We start from the raw sequence: 375 nt of genomic DNA, 5'->3' as shown, positions 1-375 counted from the left end.
AACCTGGACACCTCCGATAACCCTGTGTGATGGGGTCATCTGAGCGTAATTCTGGCTTCCCGGCACCGCATTGGCCGTTGTCTGGCGTATCACAGTCTGCCAAAGCCACCCTTTCGGGTGAATTTGGCGTCATGCGGACGCAGTTCTCCCGTTGAGCCAGACCCAGCGTTTCATGTTGTAGGCCATGGCGGCGAATGTGATGGCCGCCTCGGCGCGCTTGATGCCGATGGTGCGGATGAAGAGCTTCATTGGCCCCTTCAGCATGGCAAATGGATGCTCGACCTTGGCGCGGATGGCGGATTTCCGTGCATTGGCGCGGGCGGTGCGCTGGGACATCGGCTTGCCCTTGGGCTTCTTGACATGGATATGGCTGAC

General features: G+C 59.5%; 1 protein-coding gene. It reads right to left on the bottom strand.

The window, feature by feature from the left end:
• Positions 1–129: 129 nt before the first annotated feature.
• Positions 130–375, bottom strand: a 246-nt coding sequence (locus ACM9LZ_RS26050; RefSeq protein WP_416622404.1) for a transposase, incomplete at its 5' end; no start/stop codon positions are given.

It is taken from the genome of Niveispirillum fermenti (assembly GCF_048066175.1).
Classification (GTDB): domain Bacteria; phylum Pseudomonadota; class Alphaproteobacteria; order Azospirillales; family Azospirillaceae; genus Niveispirillum; species Niveispirillum fermenti.
Note: the sequence above shows the minus strand (reverse complement) of the source record. Positions and strands in the feature narration are given on the sequence as shown.